This window comes from Flammeovirga sp. AWQ4_249, assembly GCF_056161045.1.
Map to the genome: position 1 here is coordinate 1 of NZ_JBSWYJ010000160.1, position 240 is coordinate 240.

At 51.2% G+C, this 240-nt stretch carries 1 rRNA gene; it reads left to right on the forward strand.

Going from position 1 to position 240, the window contains the following annotated elements:
- A 23S ribosomal RNA gene (locus ACXAHM_RS26485) occupies positions 1 to 240 on the forward strand; the annotation flags it as partial.

Here is a 240-nt window from a genome sequence, read left to right on the forward strand (position 1 = left end):
TAGTGGCGAGCGAACGCGGAAGAGTCCAAACCAGTTGAGTTCCGGCTTGACTGGGGTTGTAGGACCTCGATAATCGACATAACATGAACTGAAATGCATTGAAAAGTGCAACCACAGAGGGTGAGAGTCCCGTACAGGTAAGTGTTATTGAGAGCGAGAGTTCCTGAGTAAGTGGGGGCCGGTGAAACCCCCATTGAATCCGGCGGCACCATCCGCCAAGACTAAATACTCCCAAAAGAC